General features: G+C 41.1%; 17 protein-coding genes and 1 riboswitch. Of the genes, 11 read left to right on the forward strand and 6 right to left on the reverse strand.

Annotated features, from left to right (window positions below):
• Positions 1–303: 303 nt before the first annotated feature.
• From L4C54_RS10655 to L4C54_RS10670, 4 genes are all read left to right on the forward strand, one after another.
• A complete protein-coding gene (locus L4C54_RS10655) occupies positions 304–1,281 on the forward strand; it encodes a porin (protein WP_428808156.1) in 978 nt (325 codons plus the stop codon).
• A gap of 149 nt (positions 1,282–1,430) precedes the next feature.
• Positions 1,431–2,144: a YccT family protein gene (locus L4C54_RS10660; protein ID WP_428808157.1), complete on the forward strand. Its 714-nt coding sequence runs from the start codon at positions 1,431–1,433 to the stop codon at positions 2,142–2,144.
• Between the two features lie 671 nt (positions 2,145–2,815).
• Entirely contained in the window at positions 2,816–3,805 is a 990-nt protein-coding gene (locus L4C54_RS10665) for a porin (RefSeq protein ID WP_428808158.1), read from the forward strand.
• A 144-nt stretch (positions 3,806–3,949) separates the two neighbouring features.
• Positions 3,950–4,615, forward strand: coding sequence for a DUF2057 family protein (locus L4C54_RS10670; RefSeq protein ID WP_428808159.1), 666 nt, complete (start codon positions 3,950–3,952; stop codon positions 4,613–4,615).
• A 64-nt stretch (positions 4,616–4,679) separates the two neighbouring features.
• Here L4C54_RS10670 and bioA read toward each other — a convergent pair whose 3' ends face one another.
• Complete coding sequence (gene bioA, locus L4C54_RS10675; protein ID WP_428808160.1) at positions 4,680–5,957, reverse strand: adenosylmethionine--8-amino-7-oxononanoate transaminase; 1,278 nt, start codon at positions 5,955–5,957, stop codon at positions 4,680–4,682.
• A gap of 143 nt (positions 5,958–6,100) precedes the next feature.
• On the opposite strand from bioA, the gene bioB reads away from it, so the two are divergent.
• Genes bioB through bioD form a run of 4 tightly spaced genes read left to right on the forward strand, consistent with a single transcriptional unit; the run spans position 6,101 to position 9,847 of the window.
• Positions 6,101–7,153 carry a biotin synthase BioB gene (gene bioB / locus L4C54_RS10680; protein WP_428802345.1) on the forward strand — a complete coding sequence of 351 codons (1,053 nt, stop codon included), beginning with the start codon at positions 6,101–6,103 and terminating at the stop codon, positions 7,151–7,153.
• Positions 7,154–7,182: 29 nt separating this feature from the next.
• Complete coding sequence (gene bioF, locus L4C54_RS10685; RefSeq protein WP_428808161.1) at positions 7,183–8,352, forward strand: 8-amino-7-oxononanoate synthase; 1,170 nt, start codon at positions 7,183–7,185, stop codon at positions 8,350–8,352.
• Positions 8,349–9,170, forward strand: a complete 822-nt coding sequence (gene bioC / locus L4C54_RS10690) for a malonyl-ACP O-methyltransferase BioC (protein WP_428808162.1) — start codon at positions 8,349–8,351, stop codon at positions 9,168–9,170. The genes bioF and bioC overlap by 4 nt, the downstream gene beginning before the upstream one ends.
• Entirely contained in the window at positions 9,167–9,847 is a 681-nt protein-coding gene (gene bioD, locus L4C54_RS10695; protein ID WP_428802342.1) for a dethiobiotin synthase, read from the forward strand. Before bioC ends, bioD begins: the two co-directional genes overlap by 4 nt.
• Before the next feature lie 72 nt (positions 9,848–9,919).
• Here the strand turns inward: bioD and L4C54_RS10700 are convergent, their stop codons facing one another.
• A complete protein-coding gene (locus L4C54_RS10700) occupies positions 9,920–10,087 on the reverse strand; it encodes a hypothetical protein (protein ID WP_428802341.1) in 168 nt (55 codons plus the stop codon).
• A gap of 237 nt (positions 10,088–10,324) precedes the next feature.
• Here L4C54_RS10700 and htpX point away from each other — a divergent pair, with 237 nt between their 5' ends.
• Complete coding sequence (gene htpX, locus L4C54_RS10705) at positions 10,325–11,200, forward strand: protease HtpX (RefSeq protein WP_428802340.1); 876 nt, start codon at positions 10,325–10,327, stop codon at positions 11,198–11,200.
• Positions 11,201–11,274: 74 nt separating this feature from the next.
• Here htpX and purB read toward each other — a convergent pair whose 3' ends face one another.
• The 3 genes from purB to mnmA form a co-directional block, all read right to left on the reverse strand.
• Complete coding sequence (purB, locus tag L4C54_RS10710) at positions 11,275–12,645, reverse strand: adenylosuccinate lyase (protein WP_428808163.1); 1,371 nt, start codon at positions 12,643–12,645, stop codon at positions 11,275–11,277.
• Between the two features lie 220 nt (positions 12,646–12,865).
• Positions 12,866–13,483: a high frequency lysogenization protein HflD gene (gene hflD / locus L4C54_RS10715; protein ID WP_428808164.1), complete on the reverse strand. Its 618-nt coding sequence runs from the start codon at positions 13,481–13,483 to the stop codon at positions 12,866–12,868.
• A 27-nt stretch (positions 13,484–13,510) separates the two neighbouring features.
• Positions 13,511–14,620 carry a tRNA 2-thiouridine(34) synthase MnmA gene (gene mnmA / locus L4C54_RS10720; protein WP_428802337.1) on the reverse strand — a complete coding sequence of 370 codons (1,110 nt, stop codon included), beginning with the start codon at positions 14,618–14,620 and terminating at the stop codon, positions 13,511–13,513.
• A gap of 171 nt (positions 14,621–14,791) precedes the next feature.
• Between mnmA and L4C54_RS10725 the strand changes: the two genes are divergently transcribed.
• On the forward strand, positions 14,792–15,061 hold the full coding sequence (locus L4C54_RS10725) for a hypothetical protein (protein WP_428802535.1): 270 nt from the start codon (positions 14,792–14,794) through the stop codon (positions 15,059–15,061).
• A gap of 100 nt (positions 15,062–15,161) precedes the next feature.
• Complete coding sequence (locus L4C54_RS10730; RefSeq protein WP_428802336.1) at positions 15,162–16,466, forward strand: inosine/guanosine kinase; 1,305 nt, start codon at positions 15,162–15,164, stop codon at positions 16,464–16,466.
• A gap of 132 nt (positions 16,467–16,598) precedes the next feature.
• Here L4C54_RS10730 and L4C54_RS10735 read toward each other — a convergent pair whose 3' ends face one another.
• Positions 16,599–17,015, reverse strand: a complete 417-nt coding sequence (locus tag L4C54_RS10735; protein WP_428802335.1) for an H-NS family histone-like protein — start codon at positions 17,013–17,015, stop codon at positions 16,599–16,601.
• Between the two features lie 372 nt (positions 17,016–17,387).
• A riboswitch (Lysine riboswitch) is annotated at positions 17,388–17,570 on the forward strand.
• Positions 17,571–17,639: the final 69 nt, after the last annotated feature.

The following is a 17,639-nucleotide window of genomic DNA, read 5'->3' on the forward strand; positions in this document are numbered from 1 at the left end:
ATTTCTGTGTGCTATGTAGTGTTTTGTTTTTAATAATGCCTTTGTTAATTTTTTGATGTTTCATGGGTAAAACCTAAGAAGTGGCTCGAAAAAAACGCACAAAAACATGTAACTTATTGATTTTGTTCGTTTAGATGTTTTTTTAGGTTGTATTTTAGAAGATTTGACACGCAGGATTATCTTTTGCAATCTAGACCACGAAATTTAGTGAAGGTGACATCGGGCCATAAGAGCTTGAGTCTCCATCAAATTAAAGGGAACCGGACAAGGATTTCCCATCTAATGAAAAGGCAGTGGATTATCATGAAAAAGACTCTATTAGCTCTTGCTATCGCAGCATCAGCAACTTCAGTACAAGCGATCGAAATTTACAACAACGAAGGTGTGACTGTTGGTCTACACGGCGATATCGAAGTTGTATACAAAAAAGATACAGCAAAAGACTCTGAATTTAGACAAGAAATCCAAGATGCAGATTTTGGATTTGATGTACGTTACGCAGTGAACGATGAAGTGTCTTTCGGTGGTTACTGGGAGTTTGACGGTGCAAGCTTTAATAAAGACGACGGTAAAAACCACGAAGAAGCGCTTGTTGGTGATACTTACGTAGCGTTCTACACGCAATCTTACGGTTCTGTTAAGATTGGTCGTACTTGTGGTGCTCTAGATGACGCTGGTGTAGGTTCTGACTACCAGTTCGGTGTTAGCTCGTTTTTCAGTAATGACAGCTCTTTCTGTGCTGACGAAATGGTTCGTTACGACCTAGATAAAGGTATGTTCTACGGTACAGTATCTCTAGCTCAAGACAAACATGATGTCGACGCAATGGGTAAAGATGGCGGCTACTTCGATGTTAAAGCTGGTGTACGTGTAGCTGATTTTGACTTCACTGTTTACTACGGTGATGCAGAATTAACAACTACTGGCTCTGATGCGAAAACAGATGAGTCAATCCTTGGCCTTGAAGGTCGTTTCGGCGGTGTTGAAAACCTAAACTTAGAGCTTGGTTACTACCAAGTTGATGTTAAAGAAACTGGTTCTGACAAATTAAAAGCTGATACAATCGCATTCGCAGCAGATTACACAATCGAAGCTGTTACTCTAGCGGCTGGTTACAGCATCTCTGGTGTTAACACTGCAAACGTTGACGATATCGGTAACTGGTTTGTTAATGCTGGCTACGGTTTTGCACCAAACACAACAGCTTATGTTGAAGTTGGTGGCAACGATGAAAACGACAGCGAAACTGGCGTAGCAGTTGGTGTTAAAGCTAGCTTCTAATAGCTAACTATTTAGCTTTAATTGAAAAGCCACCGAAAGGTGGCTTTTTTAGTTTCATAGATCCATTGATATAACTTTAGTTTTTGCATCGACGTGATACAGTTATATCGTCATTTAATTTAAGTATTACTTCAGGGAGTTAACTTATTGTGAATAAGTTTAGATTGGCTATATCGATAGCTTGTATAGCCACATTTTCCGTCAATGCAGCAACATTAATTCCGTCAAAGGGCGTTTCTATTCTCTATATTAATGGTCAAGAAGCTGAGGCGAAAATTGGTAAAAATGAATTATTAGACGGTGAGACTCAACTTGTCATCAGAATGGACAAGCAGATAGGCAAAGGTAGTAGCCAAAAAGTATTCACTTCAGACCCTTATGTGGTGAGTCTCAACGTTACCGGGAATGAAATTAAACTAAACCACCCTGTGGCGAGAAGTACCAGTGAAGCTGAAAACGCGTTTAGATCTGGTGAGCCGCAATGGCGAATTTCTCAAGATGGCAGTGACATTAGCTACACACAAGAGCCATTACCTAAGAAAAAAGGCATGCTGCCATTCATGGGCTTAGATACCGTTGTGAGTGATTACAATACAGACAAAGGTATTTACTTTGTTGATGGTAAAAAGAGCTCAGCGACTGTTGCACCTGTTGTTGCGGCTACGACTGTTGCAGTAGCTAGCACGTCGACAACAGACGCAGTTAAATCAGATAAGCAAATGGCGAAAGAGACAACGCCAGCCGCACAGCCACAGCTCGCTATTGAAGACACACAAAACCTAGATCAGCTTAAAGCATGGTACTTGAAAGCGTCTAAGTCAGAACGTAAAGAGTTCCGCCGCTGGATGATCGATCAAGAATAAGCCTTTAAAGGTTGTTAAAAAGGAGCCTAGTGCTCCTTTTTTCGTTTTCTCCTCCGTCTCCCTACCACACACGCAAACACAAGCTCACTTCCTTCCGAGCTGTGAGTTAACTTTAACGCTTTATTCTCGTTTTATTAGCCATTTAATTGTTAATAGAGGTGAATATTGACGTATGCCGACTAAATGAAAAACTTAAATATAGAAGCCGCATTTTTTTCTGAATAGCTAGATATTAGATGTTGTGCACAAAAGCATCCATGAATTTAGAATGTATTTTATGATATCTCTATCCTTGGTGTTATTCACTGCTTGTGTTGTTATTTGGTTTATTTGGTGAATTTAAACTTTGTTAAATTCCGTTTATTGGTGTTTTGTGTTTTGTGTTTTTTCTTATTTTATAAATAATCAGTTAAATGTCACTTTTTTATATCCCATCTGTCGTGCTGGGTTTTAATTTAATCCATTGTATTTTAAGGGTTTTATGCTTTCGATTTGTGGTTTGCTTGTGGTTTTTTTGTGATTGGATGGTTGTTTGACTCTCTTCATCAACTTTTGCAAGCTTGCCTCGAATTTGGAGCGGGGAATAAGGCGCTTAGACCTTTTACCTTGACCAATAAATATAGGGTGCCAGCAAAGGCATTCACAATTAATAAAATAGGCAGTGGTTTATAATGAAAAAAACTCTATTAGCTCTTGCTGTTGCAGCAACAGCAACGTCAGCTCACGCAATTGAAATCTTCAATCAAGACAACGTTACAGTTAACATGGCTGGTGATGTTGAAGTATTCTACATGCTAGACCGCGCAGAAAAAGTTGACGGCGTTGACAATGAAAATGATTTCAAACAAGGCTTTGGCGATGCAAACCTTGCTTTTGATACTCGTTACCAATTTAACGAGCAATTCCAGATTGGTGCTTTCTACGAGATTTCTGCTCTAAATGAAAACGACCTACCAGGTAACGTAAGTGCTGGTGATGTTTTCGTTGGTCTTTACACTGCTGATTACGGTTCTATCAAAGTAGGTAGCCTAGCGACTCAACTTGATGATGCTGGTATTGGTGCAGATTACCAGTTTGGTATTGATGCTTGGGTAAGTGACAACGTAGATGGCGGTAATGAAGCAATTCGTTACGACTATGACAACGGTAGCTTCTACGGTGGTTTCGGTCTAATTCAAGACAAGCACAACGACAATGATATTTCTCGTGATGGTCACGCATACGATGTAAAACTAGGTTACCGTGTAGCTGGTTTTGATTTCACTGGTTTCTACGCTGATGCAGAACTAAAGGGTTCAGGTCTTAACAACGAATCAACTGTTATTGCTCTAGAAGCTCGTTATGCAGGTATTGAGAACCTTAACCTAGAAATTGGTTACTACATGGGTGAATCAAAAGACATCGATACAGGTACTAAAGACATCGATACAGATGTAATTGCAGTAGCTGCTGATTACACTATGGGTAACACAACATTTGCAGCTGGTTACAGCAACCACAGCAGCAGCATCGCAGGTGAAAACGATGTTGACTCTTGGTTCCTAAACGCAGGCTATGCACTTCTTCCAAACACGTCAGTTTACGCTGAAGTTGGTGGTCTAGATGAGAAAGGCGCTAAATACGATACTGGTTTTGCAGTAGGTATCGCAGCAAGCTTCTAATCTAAGCCGTCCACTTAGTATTATATGCGTTTGTAAGCCACCGAAAGGTGGCTTTTTTATTCGTTGATTTACATATTTATATCAAACTAATTCAGTCTAACTTTAACGCTATATAAATTTTTAAGTTTATGGAGTTACAGGAAAATGCTTAAGTTTAACTGGGTGCTGTTCGTCGCCTGTATCATCTCTTTTTCAGCAAGTTCAGCAACATTAACACCAGCCCAAGGCGTATCTATTCTTTACATTAATGGCCACGAAGCTAAGTCAAAGATTGGTAAGAACGAAATACCTAAAGGGGAAAATCAACTTATTGTTCGAATGGATAAACAACTGGGTAGGGGAGGCAGCAGAAAGGTGTTCACTTCGGACCCTTATGTACTTAGTGTCTTAGTTTCTGGTGATAAAATAAAAATTGGTCATCCGGTAGCAAGAAGTGTCTCAGAAGCCAATCGTGCTTTTAGACAATCAGTTCCAGGTTGGCAATTGACACAAGACGGTGAGAAGGTCGACTTTACCCAAGAACCGCTACCTAAAAAGCAGGGTGCGATGCCATTTCTTGATTTAGGATCCATTGTGAGTGATTACAATGAAAGTAGAGGCATTGAGTTTTCGAATGACATTATGATTTCGAGTCAGGCCGGCGGTGAGGAAAGTCAGGTTACCAAATCAAATGAGCAACCAAAGCAGTTGCCTGTAAAAAGTAATGATAGTGGGCTTAGCTTAGAGCAAGTAAAGGTATGGTACAAAGCGGCCTCAAAAATGGAAAGAAGAGCATTTCACCATTGGGTGCTCGATGAAGAGATAAAGTAAACTATTATTGACTATATCCGAGAGTGTTAGGGAGGAGTGGAGACCCCTCCAAATGTCGGTATTTTTATAAAAAGCACTCAGTCTTTTGAAGCGCACTTTTAACGGCATCGATTAACTTTTGTACTTCATCTTTAGTGCAAATAAACGGTGGCATCATATAAATTAGCTTACCAAACGGGCGAATCCATACCCCTTGTTTAACAAAGTGGGCCTGTATTTCTTCCATATTTACGCTTTTGTGTGTCTCTACCACACCAATTGCCCCTAACCAACGAACATCGTTAACCAATTCATGCTCGAGTAACTTGGGCAATGCCTGAGAAAAGTGTGTTTCTATGGTCTCTGTCTGTTGTTGCCAGTCACCTTGCTCAATGAGTTCAAGGCTAGCTGTACCAACGGCACACGCTAACGGATTGCCCATAAATGTCGGGCCGTGCATAAAGCAACCTGCTTCACCGCCACACACGGTATCGGCAACATGTTTGGTAGTAATCGTGGCTGAAAGTGTCATGTAGCCGCCAGTAAGTGCTTTACCAACACAGAGGATATCCGGTTGGATGTCTGCATGTTCACAGGCAAACAGCTTTCCTGTTCGACCAAACCCAGTAGCGATTTCATCTAGGATGAGAAGAACACCATACTGATCACATAAGCGACGCACACCTTTTAGATAGTCAGGGTGGTATATTCTCATTCCTCCAGCGCCTTGAACTATCGGCTCCATAATCACGGCGGCCACTTCTTGATGGTGTGTTTCTAGTTTCAGCTTAAAGTCATCAAGATCCGCTTCATTCCATTCATCCCAGAATCCAACTTGCGGTGAGTTGGCAAAGATATGCTCAGGAAGAAAACCTTTATATAAGCTATGCATTGAATTATTAGGATCGGTTACCGACATGGCGGCAAACGTATCGCCATGATACCCGTCTCTTAACGTTAAGAACTTAGGTCGCTGCTCACCTTTGGCATGCCAATATTGAAGTGCCATTTTTAAACTCACTTCGACAGCGACCGAACCTGAGTCGGCCAAGAAGACTTTGTCTAGGTTACTTGGCGTCAATTCAACGAGCTTTTTACAAAGGTTGATGGCCGGATCGTGAGTTATACCGCCAAACATGACGTGAGACATTTTATCGATTTGATCATGCGCAGCTTGGTTCAAATGAGGATGATTATAGCCGTGAATGGTTGACCACCAAGAAGACATACCATCGATAAGCTTGGTGCCATTCTCTAGTTCCAAATGTACACCTTGAGCGCCAACTACGGGGTAACAGGTTAGTGGTTTAATCGTTGAGGTATAAGGGTGCCAAATATGATTTTTGTCGAAGTCTAAATCCATTTTCAAGCTCATAGAGTTAATTGTTCGTTTCTTAATCAACTGTAAACTCGTTGATTCATCTATTGTTGACAGTCTATCGCTTATCCGTACACTAGCCAAGTATCCATAACAATAATGATGAATTACTTAATAAGGAAAGCTCTGTGCAATTACGTCACAATTGGACTCATGCAGAAGTTCAGGAATTAATGCAAAAGCCATTCATGGATCTATTGTTTGAAGCGCAATTGGTCCATAGAGAGTTTCAACAGCATAACCATGTTCAAGTTAGTACCTTACTTTCTATTAAGACAGGCGCTTGCCCTGAAGATTGTAAGTACTGCCCACAGAGTGCTCGTTATACAACAGATATCGAAAAAGAAAGATTAATGGAAGTGGATCGCGTTCTTGATGCGGCTCAAAAAGCAAAAACTGCAGGTTCTACTCGCTTTTGCATGGGCGCGGCTTGGAAAAATCCGAAAGAGCGTGACATGCCACATCTAACTGACATGATTAAAGGTGTTAAGGATCTTGGCCTAGAAACGTGTATGACACTTGGCATGCTAGAGCCAGAACAAGCGAAGAAATTGGCTGATGCTGGTTTGGATTACTATAACCACAACCTTGACACCTCGCCTGAGTTTTACGGCAATATTATTACTACCCGTACTTACCAAGATCGCTTGGATACACTGTCGCATGTGCGTGATGCAGGAATGAAGATTTGTTCAGGCGGCATTATCGGCCTTGGTGAGAGTGCAAATGATCGCGCCGGACTATTTGTGGAACTTGCAAACCTACCTGTTCAACCTGAAAGTGTTCCAATAAATATGTTAGTGAAAGTGAAAGGGACACCTCTTGAAAAGGTAGATGACGTCGACCCATTTGACTTCATTCGCTTAATTGCCGTTGCTCGAATTATGATGCCGAAATCGGCAGTTCGATTATCTGCTGGTCGCGAAGGAATGAATGAACAAATGCAGGCGCTCTGCTTCATGGCCGGCGCAAACTCGATCTTTTATGGTTGTAAGCTATTAACGACGCCAAACCCAGGTGAAGATAAAGATATGCAGCTGTTTGCTAAGTTGGGTATCAATAGTCAGCAAGTGGTACAAAAACCTGATGAGATACAGGAAAATGATCTATTGGAACAAGTCACTGAACGAGTAGCAGCACGCCCGACAAAAGATGACTTGTTCTACGAAGCCTCAATTTAAGTAAGCCTAGGCTTTTGAAGAATAGACTTATGAATGATGGTTTTAAAAATCGTATTGAACAAGCTCTGGGTGAACGACGCTCAAAAGGGCTTACTCGTTCATTAGTGGCAAGCCGTAATGGCAATACAACGGAACTAATCCGAAATAACCAGCGATTGGTTAACTTCTCAAGTAATGATTACTTGGGGTTAGCGAATGATCAAGAGCTGCTTCAAGCATGGCAAAAGGGGTTGGATCTCTATGGCTGTGGTAGTGGCGCATCGCCTTTAGTTACAGGGTTTAGTCCTGCCCATCAAAACCTAGAGAGTTCGCTGTGCGAATGGTTGGGCTTTGATCGTGCCATACTCTTTTCATCTGGATTTAGTGCTAATCAAGCTTTGATCTTTTCGCTGCTCGAGAAGGGTGACGAACTCTATCAAGACAAACTGAATCACGCTTCGCTTATGGAGGCAGGTATTTTGTCTCCTGCCAACATGCGCCGCTTTAAACATAATGATACTGAACATTTAATAAAATTATTGTCATCGAACGAAGCTAATACTTCGAACCGTTTTGTTGTGACGGAAGGTGTATTCAGTATGGACGGTGATGTTGCTCCACTGAGCTCTATTGCTGAAGCCACGAAGAACCGAGCTTGGTTAGCAGTGGATGATGCTCATGGTATTGGTGTTCTTGGTGATGAAGGGCAGGGGAGTTGCTACGCCCAGGGTGTTAAACCCAATATTTTGGTGGTGACCTTTGGCAAAGCGTTCGGCTTATCTGGCGCAGCGATTTTGTGTGACAGTGATACCGGCGATTATCTCACTCAATTTGCTCGTCATCATGTTTATTCTACCGCTATTCCTCCATCTCAGGCGTATGCACTGTCTCATGCCATCACTATGATCCAGACGCAGCATTGGCGACGCGAAAAGTTGACAGAATTAAGGTCTGTTTTTAATTCAAGACTGCACAGCTTTGAACAAGTGATAGAAACTGAAACACCGATTAATCCGATCATTGTCGGCAGTACCGAGAACGCGATTAAAGCGGCTAATCACCTCAACCAATCAGGCTTTGGTGTTACAGCGATTCGTACCCCCACTGTCCCAGTCAATATGGCTCGCTTGCGCGTAACGTTAACGGCTGCTCATTCGGTTAGTCAGGTCAAACAATTGTCAACTTGCCTTCAGGAAGTATTGGGAGAACTAAATAGATGACGAATATTACTAATGTAGAGTGTCATGTACTCCCATTGAGTGAGCATATTGAAGATAAAAGCGACATTGCCGCTGCGTTTAGTAAGGCGGCATCAAGCTATGATAAGCACGCAGCATTTCAGCGCGATGTAGGTCATCAATTATTAGAGCGCATGCCGTTAGACTTAAGTGGTAGTGTCGTTGTTGATCTTGGCTGCGGAACGGGATATTTTTCAAAAATACTTTTGGATCGCGGTGCGTCAGTTATCTGCGTAGATTTGTCCTCGTCAATGTTGCAACAAGCGAGATCCCGTTGTGGTGAAGATAATATAAAATATTACGTGGCAGATGCCGAAAGCCTTCCATTGTGCGCAGAGAGTGTCGACTATGTATTTTCAAGTTTAGCTCTTCAATGGTGCCAAGATTTATCTGTTCCAATGAAAGAGATTCATCGAATACTAACTGGAAAGGGTGTGGCATATTTTTCAACTTTGTTAGACGGTTCGTTACACGAGTTAAAACATACGTGGAAAAAGGTTGATAAATATCAACATATCAACACGTTTATTTCATCTAATCAGGTAAAAATTGCGTTAGCGCAATCTCATTTTAACAACGTTCAACTAGACTTTGACAAAATTACCGTTTGGTACGACTCTGCGTTTTCAGTGATGCGTGATCTTAAAGGCATTGGTGCCAATCACGTAAGCGGGCGCTCACAAGGTCTCACAAGTCGTAAGGCTTTGATTCAAGTTGAACAAGAGTACCAAGTCTTTAAAAACCATCAAAATCAACTGCCTGTCACTTATCAGGTATGTTTAGGGGCGATTCATCGATGATTGATGCAATTTTTATCGCTGGTACGGATACCGACGTAGGCAAGACCGTAGCATCTAAAGCTGTTTTACACGCTTTGGCTACCAAAGGATTAAACACTATCGGCTACAAACCAGTTGCAGCGGGTAGTGACAAAACAGATGAAGGCATGCGTAATTCTGATGCTCTTCATCTACAAAAAGCAGCAACGCTTGAAGCAAGCTATGATGACGTGAATCCATACGCATTGGAGCTAGCATCGTCTCCGCACATTGCTGCAAGACGTGAGAATATCGAAATTGACTATGCCGTGTTAAGTGACAAGCTAGCGCAGCATAAGAAAAACGCAGATGTTGTTTTGGTTGAAGGTGCTGGTGGCTGGCGAGTACCTGTTTCAGATACTGACTATCTCTCTACATGGGTTAAACAGGAACAGCTTCCAGTGGTTCTTGTTGTTGGTATCAAACTTGGTTGTTTAAGTCATGCGGTATTAACTGCAGAAACGATCAGAGCGGATGGGCTTAACCTTGTTGGTTGGATAGCAAATCGCATAAACCCGGGTACTGAGTATTACCCTGAGTTGATTGAAACACTGGAGAATCAGTTAGGCGCGCCTAAGCTTGGTGAAATACCATACATCCCTGCTGCGAAACGTACTGATTTAGGTAAATTTATTGATTTAGATTTACTGTCTGAATAAACAACGATTCTGTACAGAAATTTAGATAGCAAAAGGGCTGCATTGAGCAGCCCTTTTTAATATTTAATGAATTTACTTCTCTTGAACCAAACCCATTAATGCTTGCTGAGTATCAATTACCTTTTTGCAGACTTCCTGTTCAGAATTGATACCAAGTTGTTGTTTTGCTTCATCTTCAGAGATGCCTAGATGACAGCAAAGTAAATCAATAGCCATTTGATAGTTGTTAGCTTCCACCATAATTTATCCTTATCTTTCGTGGGCGCACTTTGTTCTATACGAAATCTAATATTTTTACCACTTAAGTACAATAAGACCAAAGTCTAATCTAGTTGTAACTCTCTGCTTGATGATAGAAAACAAATGTTTCAATTTAACGCTGAACCTTGTTTTATTTACGTTTAAACTATATGTATAAAATGTGATGGATAAAATTTATTATCATCATATTAAATAGCTTCCCATCGGAGAAAAGTAATGAAGCGTATAATGTTGTTCTTAGCCACTAACTTAGCTGTGGTTCTTGTATTAAGTGTTGTACTTAATATCGTTTATGCCGTTACGGGAATGCAGCCGGGTAGCTTATCTGGTCTATTGGTGATGGCCGCAGTATTCGGTTTTGGTGGTTCTTTCATCTCGCTTCTAATGTCTAAGAAAATCGCTCTTAAGTCAGTTGGTGGTGTTGTAATCGAAAGTCCACGAAATGAAACTGAACATTGGTTGCTTGAAACGGTTGGTCGCCAAGCTCAGCAAATGGGTATTGGTATGCCGACGGTAGCGATTTATGATGCGCCAGATATCAATGCATTTGCAACGGGTGCGAAAAAAGATGACTCTCTAGTGGCTGTTTCTTCTGGGTTGCTTCACAGCATGACTCGAGATGAAGCTGAAGCGGTACTTGCACATGAAGTTAGCCATATTGCTAATGGTGACATGGTAACGATGACACTAATGCAAGGTGTGGTGAATACCTTTGTTATCTTCTTATCTCGCTTTATTGCAAACATTGTTGCGTCTAATAACAGTGACGAAGAAGGCCAGGGTAGTAATATGATGGTTTACTTTGGTGTTTCTATGGCGCTGGAACTTGTGTTTGGCTTCCTAGCAAGTTTCATTACCATGTGGTACAGCCGTCACCGTGAGTACCATGCAGATTATGGTGCTGCGAAACTGGTCGGTAGCCACAAAATGATCGCTGCTTTAGAGCGCTTAAAAGTGAGCCATGAGCCACAGTTAGAGGGTTCAATGATGGCGTTTGGTATTAACGGTAAACGTTCAATGACTGAACTTCTAATGAGCCACCCGCCGTTAGATAAGCGTATTGATGCGCTGCGTAGTTACGACTACAGCTAGGTTTTCTATTACCAATATCTGGATATTAAAAAAGGGCTCTTAATGAGCCCTTTTTCGTATTAGCAGTTTGCTATTTACAGCTTATCAGTAAGCTCGATAGCTTGGCCGATGTAGTTAGCTGGTGTCATCTCTTTAAGACGCATTTTTTCAGCTTCAGGAAGCTCAAGGCCGTCAATAAAGTTACGCATAGCTTCACCATCAATACGCTTACCACGAGTTAGCTCTTTTAGCTTCTCGTATGGCTTCTCGATGCCGTAACGACGCATTACAGTTTGTACTGGTTCAGCAAGAACTTCCCAGTTCTTATCAAGATCAGCAAGTAGTGCTTCGCGGTTTACTTCAAGCTTGCTAATACCTTTAAGTGTTGAAGTGTATGCAATGATTGCATAACCAACACCAACACCTAAGTTACGTAGCACTGTTGAATCCGTTAGGTCACGTTGCCAGCGAGAGATAGGAAGTTTTTGTGATAGGTGATTGAACATTGCGTTCGCAAGACCAAGGTTACCTTCCGAGTTTTCAAAATCGATTGGGTTTACTTTATGTGGCATGGTTGAAGAACCAATTTCACCAGCAATCGTCTTCTGCTTGAAGTGACCAAGTGCGATGTAGCCCCATACGTCACGATCAAAATCGATAAGAATAGTATTGAAGCGAGCAACTGCGTCAAATAGCTCAGCGATGTAATCGTGAGGTTCAATTTGAGTAGTGTAAGGGTTCCATGTTACGCCAAGAGATTCTGTGATGAACTCTTCGCTAAACTGGTGCCAATCAAGATCAGGGTAAGCTGAAAGGTGAGCGTTGTAGTTACCAACAGCACCGTTTACTTTACCTAGAATTTCAACTTCAGCGATCTGCTTGTATTGACGTTCCATACGGTAAGCAACGTTTGCCATCTCTTTACCCATTGTGCTTGGAGATGCAGGTTGACCGTGTGTGCGAGAAAGCAATGGGATATCACGATATTCAACAGCAAGTGCTTTAATTGCATCAATGATATTTTTGATTTCAGGAAGAATAACAGTCTCACGTGCTTCTTTAAGCATTAGAGCATGTGAAGTGTTGTTGATATCTTCTGAGGTACATGCAAAGTGGATGAACTCGTTTACTGCATGAAGCTCAGCGTTTACCGCTACTTTCTCTTTTAAGAAATACTCTACCGCTTTAACATCGTGGTTAGTCGTGCGTTCGATCTCTTTGATGCGCGCTGCGTCTTCTTCGCTGAAGTTTGCTGCAATGCCATCTAGAACTTGGTTCGCTTCTGCACTAAATGCTGGTACTTCAGCAATACCTGCTGTTGCTGCAAGTTTTTGTAACCAACGAACTTCAACGATCGTACGGTACTTTAGTAGGCCAAATTCACTAAAAATGCTGCGTAGTGCAATCGTCTTACTTCCGTAACGGCCATCTACTGGTGAAACAGCTGTCAACGCTGACAAATCCATGGTGTTCTCCTGAATTGGGTTTTCAAATTTAGGTTTTAAAATATGGTGAGCTTTATACCAATAACAATCACAATTGTCACGAACATTGCGCAAACGTTTGCGCGAAACTTACGTGGGTCTAAATGAAAGTTACTTCTCTATAAAATAAATAGCTATAAAACTGACTTGCTATAAAGAACGAACTCGCGACTAGGCGCGAGTTCGTATTATTTTCAAGCGACTATAATCTCGCCAATAAAATTTCAGCTTGTTCGATCATTTTCTTACGACCAAAAATCAAGTGGCGACGTTTACCACCTACTTGACGCCAAAGCACGGCGCTACGAATACCTGATAGAAGCAGAGCGCGAACTTTATGCTGATTAGTCGTGTGCTGTAATACCGCCGGCGTACCTGAAACTTGAATGCGTGGTCCTATTGGGCTCACTACGTCAAGGTAAACGCTTGCGAGATTGCTTAGCATTTGTTCATCGAGTAGTTCAAAGTGATCAAGCTGGCGTTCCAGCATTTGAACACGATCGCCGAGTTGTGACATTGCATCATTGCGAGCACTGAGTTTCTTCTCTAATGCCATCAGGCTTATGATGTAACGAGTCACTTCACTACCCGCTGGTGTGCTATCAATACCTTTAACTAAACACTCTAGGCCAAGTTTCAGATCTTGCTCTTGGCCAAAGACGTCTAAGGTACTATTTGGGCTTGTATTTAAGACTGCATGTAGTGATGTTTTAAATGCGTCATGGTCACATTCACCATCTTTTGCTACTTGTTGAACTAACGCCACTGCTTGGCAGATACCAGCAAAAGCGATCGTACGGTCATAAAGGGGATTCGCCACGTAGTAGTACTCCTAAATACGGGTTAGTTAAATGCGTTGCTCGATGATGCCGCCACCTAGGCAAACATTATCAAGATAAAATACGGCGGATTGACCCGGTGTTACTGCCACTTGAGGTTGGTCAAAAATCACCTTAATGTTTTCATCATCAATAGGGATGATGGTGCACGGAATATCAGTTTGGCGATAACGTGTTTTAACGGTACAGCTCAGTGGTTCAGTAATTGGTGTTCTATCAACCCAGTGTAATTGAGACGCCATCAAACCTTGTGATTTGAGAAGCGGATGATCACCACCTTGTACTGCAATCAGTACATTACGTTTTAGATCTTTCTCTGCCACGTACCATGGTTCTTCATTACCACCGCCACCTTTTTGGCCACCAATGTGCAAGCCTTTACGTTGACCTAAGGTGTGATACATCAAACCTTGGTGTTCGCCGATGACAACGCCTTCAGGTGTTTCAATTTTACCCGGTTGAGCGGGCAGGTAACGCGATAAGAAATCAGTAAATTTGCGTTCACCGATAAAGCAAATACCAGTTGAATCTTTCTTCTTCGCAGTAATAAGACCTTGCTCTTCTGCAATTCTTCTTACTTCAGGTTTTTCCAGGTTACCCACTGGGAATAAGCTACGCGCGACCTGTTCATGACTTAGTGTATATAAGAAGTAGCTTTGATCTTTATTGCTATCAAGCCCACGAAGCATTTTCGGTTTAGCGTCACCATCTGGGAAGGTGCGGTCAACGTAGTGGCCCATTGCAATAAAATCAGCATCAAGAACATCATCAGCAAAGTCTAAGAATGCTTTAAATTTAATCTCTTTATTACATAGAATATCTGGGTTTGGGGTTCTTCCAGCTTTATATTCAGCAAGAAAATATTCAAATACGTTATCCCAGTATTCTGCTGCGAAATTAATGGTGTGAAGGTGGATACCTAATTTGTCACAAACGGCTTGAGCATCGGCGAGATCTTCTGCCGCTGTACAATACTCTTCATTGTCGTCTTCTTCCCAGTTCTTCATGAACAAGCCTTCAACTTGGTAGCCTTGCTGCTGAAGAAGATACGCTGAAACAGATGAATCTACACCACCAGACATACCGACAATTACTTTCTTTTCGCTGTTGTTTGACATTACTTAATACCACTCACTATAACTGGTCGAGGATTCTATCAGAAACATGCTGATGGATACAGATCCGAGACAGAAATCACATATCGATATTTAGAAAAAACATGCTTTATTATGGAAGTTATTTGGTTACCTGTGGCATAGTGCAGCCAAAGTGAATATAGGAAACAAATGATGTCTGAAAAAAATGAATTTATGCAAGAACAAGAGTTGATTGAAGTTATTGAAAATCAGCTTGAAGATGGGAACCCAATCAAAGTGAAAGAAACTTTGATGCGCTTAATGATGATGGGAACGTCAAGAGAAGACGGTGTTGCCATGATGGCGTGCTGTATGTCGATTGAGATCTTCGATGTGATGAAAAATGACGGTGAATTTAACTTAAAGCGTTATTCTGACAACCTTGAGAGACTTCCTGACCTCAGTTTTATGGAAGGTGAATAATTTATACCAAGTGCAAACGTTTGCTATAGTTTGGTAGATTGCCGCGCGTTATTGAGCGCGGTAGAATCCTTTTTTTACTCCTAATATCGAACTAACGCTTATGAAATTTCCTGGCCAACGCAAGTCGAAGCATTACTTTCCTGTTCATGCTCGTGATCCTTTAGTGAGCCAAGCTCAAGAAAGCAAAACAATGTCACGTACGCATATTATCGGCATTGACCAAACGCTTGTGGATATTGAAGCGAAAGTGACTTCAGAGCTCATCGAAAAATATAACCTAAGTAAAGGTCACTCGTTGGTTATTGATGATCAAACAGCGGAAGCGTTATATAAGCAGCTCAAAGATGATCAGTTGATTACCAATGAACACGCAGGCGGAACAATTGGCAATACGTTGCACAATTACTCAGTATTAGCAGATGATCGATCTACGTTATTAGGTGTAATGAGCCAAGATATTAAAATCGGCAGCTATGGTTATCAATATCTTTGTAATACGTCTAGCCGTATGGACCTTAATAATTTACAGGGTGTCGATGGCGCAATTGGTCGTTGTTTTGCTTTGATTACTGAAGATGGGGAGCGCACCTTTGCTATAAGTGAAGGTCAAATGAATCAACTTAATCCTGAAAGTATCCCCGAGTCGATATTTGAAAATGCATCTGCATTAGTATTAACCGCTTATTTAGTACGTTGTAAAGAGGGCGATCCTATGCCGCTTGCAACAATGAAAGCCATCGAATATGCGAAAAAGTACAATGTCCCTGTGGTATTAACCTTAGGTACTAAATTTGTTATTCAAGATGATGCTAAATTTTGGCAAGAGTTTATTAATGACCATGTTTCGGTTGTTGCAATGAATGAAGAAGAAGCAGAAGCGTTAACTGGTGAGCATGATCCTTTAGTTGCATCAGATATAGCATTAGATTGGGTTGATTTAGTACTGTGTACTGCAGGGCCTGTTGGTCTATTTATGGCAGGTTATACAGAAGACGCTGCTAAAAGAGAAACTTCTTTGCCTTTATTACCGGGTTCTATTGCTGAATTCAATCGTTATGAGTTTAGTCGACCTGCGGCAAAAGCAATGTGTGATAAGCCAGTTAAAGTGTATTCTCATATTGCACCTTATATGGGTGGCCCAGAGAAAATTAAAAATACAAATGGGGCAGGTGACGCCGCTCTATCGGCACTATTGCATGATATGGCTGCGAATAAGTACCATCGTGAAAACATACCGAATTCAAGTAAGCACGCACACGCTTACTTAACTTATTCATCTTTTTCACAAGTCTGTAAGTATTCAAACCGCGCAAGCTATGAAGTATTAGCTCAACATTCGCCAAGGTTGTCTAAAGGGTTACCTGAGCGTGAAGATAGCTTAGAAGAATCGTACTGGGAAAGATAATAATAGAAAAGGCTCCGAAAGGAGCCTTTTTTCGTTAGTTAGTAACTAAAAAGAGTTAGTCATTAAAAGGTTTAGTAATAAACTTGCTAATTAATAAACTAACTAACGATAAATACTTAGAGTGGTTAATACTTAAAGAGCAAACTCTTCTAAAGATTTACCAGCATCTAGCTGTGTTTGGATAGCTGAAGGTGTACGACCTTGGCCTGTCCATGTTTTTTCTTCGCCGTTAGTATCTACATATTTATATTTAGCTGGGCGAGGTGCGCGTTTAGTTTTCACTTTGCCAGTTTTAGTTTTAGTCTCACCTGATAATGCTGAGATAAGAGCTTCAACATCAATACCGTCTTTTGAAATCTGGTCTGCAATTGCAGCAAGCTTAGCTTCTTGTTCCGCTTTTGCTGCACGATCTTCAGCTTCAGCTTCAGTGCGTTCTTGTACAACAATAGTTAATTTATCTAATGCTTCTTCAAGTTGCTCAAGAGTTAATTCGCGAGCAAAGGCACGAAGGCTACGAATATTTAATAGTGTTTTAGATAGATCCGACATGTCTATTCCTATGAAAGTAAAATTGATTGGATAATATTAAGCTGCAATTAGATTGAATACAATATTTCAACACGAAAATATTAGCATACAAATTGAATATATATAGTTAGTTTAATGCAAATAGACGTAATTAATTTTTATTTGTTTAGAATTAAAGAGTGACTTAACAAAATCAATCAACTTTACACTACTTTACTTGTTGCATACATTGTCGTTATTGGTTCTGTTAATGTTATCGCCATTCATCGATAGGTGTGCTGAATTTCGAGTTATATATTGCAATGAGGGTGCTAATGAGTACAATGGCGGCCACTTTTAGCGTAAGTGCAGTTAAAATGTTGTTAATATGACGTAACAATAGTTTTTCATGTCTTATGCGGTAGAGGCGCGAAACATAAGAGTAGCTGTTATTGGGGTGATACCAATGAATAACAGTAAAAGGGTGTTTCGCCGAAGTGAAAGTGTGTTATCAGCACCTTTCGCTGGGGTTGTACTCAATAGGTACGACACTGCCATAGTCTATAATTTTTTAAACTATGGAGCGCTACTGTAGAGTTAGGTTACGCGTTTGCGAGCCTTTCACTTCGAATATCAAAATCTCGATGAAATGACTTCACGTGATTT

This window comes from Vibrio lamellibrachiae (genome assembly GCF_050337265.1).
In the GTDB taxonomy this organism is placed as follows: domain Bacteria; phylum Pseudomonadota; class Gammaproteobacteria; order Enterobacterales; family Vibrionaceae; genus Vibrio; species Vibrio kyushuensis.